Origin of the sequence: Bartonella sp. AA83SXKL (genome assembly GCF_042196965.1) — a bacterium.
GTDB lineage: Bacteria > Pseudomonadota > Alphaproteobacteria > Rhizobiales > Rhizobiaceae > Bartonella.
The window spans coordinates 394-728 of record NZ_JBHIRG010000176.1 but is presented as its reverse complement, the minus strand read 5'-3'; the positions used below and the strand labels follow the sequence as shown (position 1 = coordinate 728).

Here is a 335-nt window from a genome sequence, read left to right as displayed (position 1 = left end):
CACAAAAAAAGATAAAAGTTGCCCATCTCCTTGAGAATACTCTTCAACAAAGCCAAGAGAAGCATAAAATTTGCCAAATGTTTTTGGAACTTCAATAACACCCACAGTTGTTTTTGTACCATCCATTAAATCTGTTATGGTGCCAGTAACTAAATTTTCCTTTTTTGAAACATCAAATTCATACTGATGCCCCGTCTTCCATGGTATTTTAATACGACATTGCACTCCAGAACCTTCATGATCAAAATAATGATACTAATCACTCTTCCAACCAACAGCATTCCAGATAGAGTAATTAACGAAATGATCACCTCCACTGTTTTGTAAACCAATAT

The 335-nt window shown here is 34.6% G+C and carries 1 protein-coding gene; it reads right to left on the bottom strand.

The genetic code is table 11. From position 1 onward, the window contains the following. The coding region (locus ACFINO_RS10435; RefSeq protein WP_375655766.1) for a DUF3472 domain-containing protein at positions 1 to 225 on the bottom strand (225 nt) is incomplete at its 3' end. Positions 226 to 335: the final 110 nt, after the last annotated feature.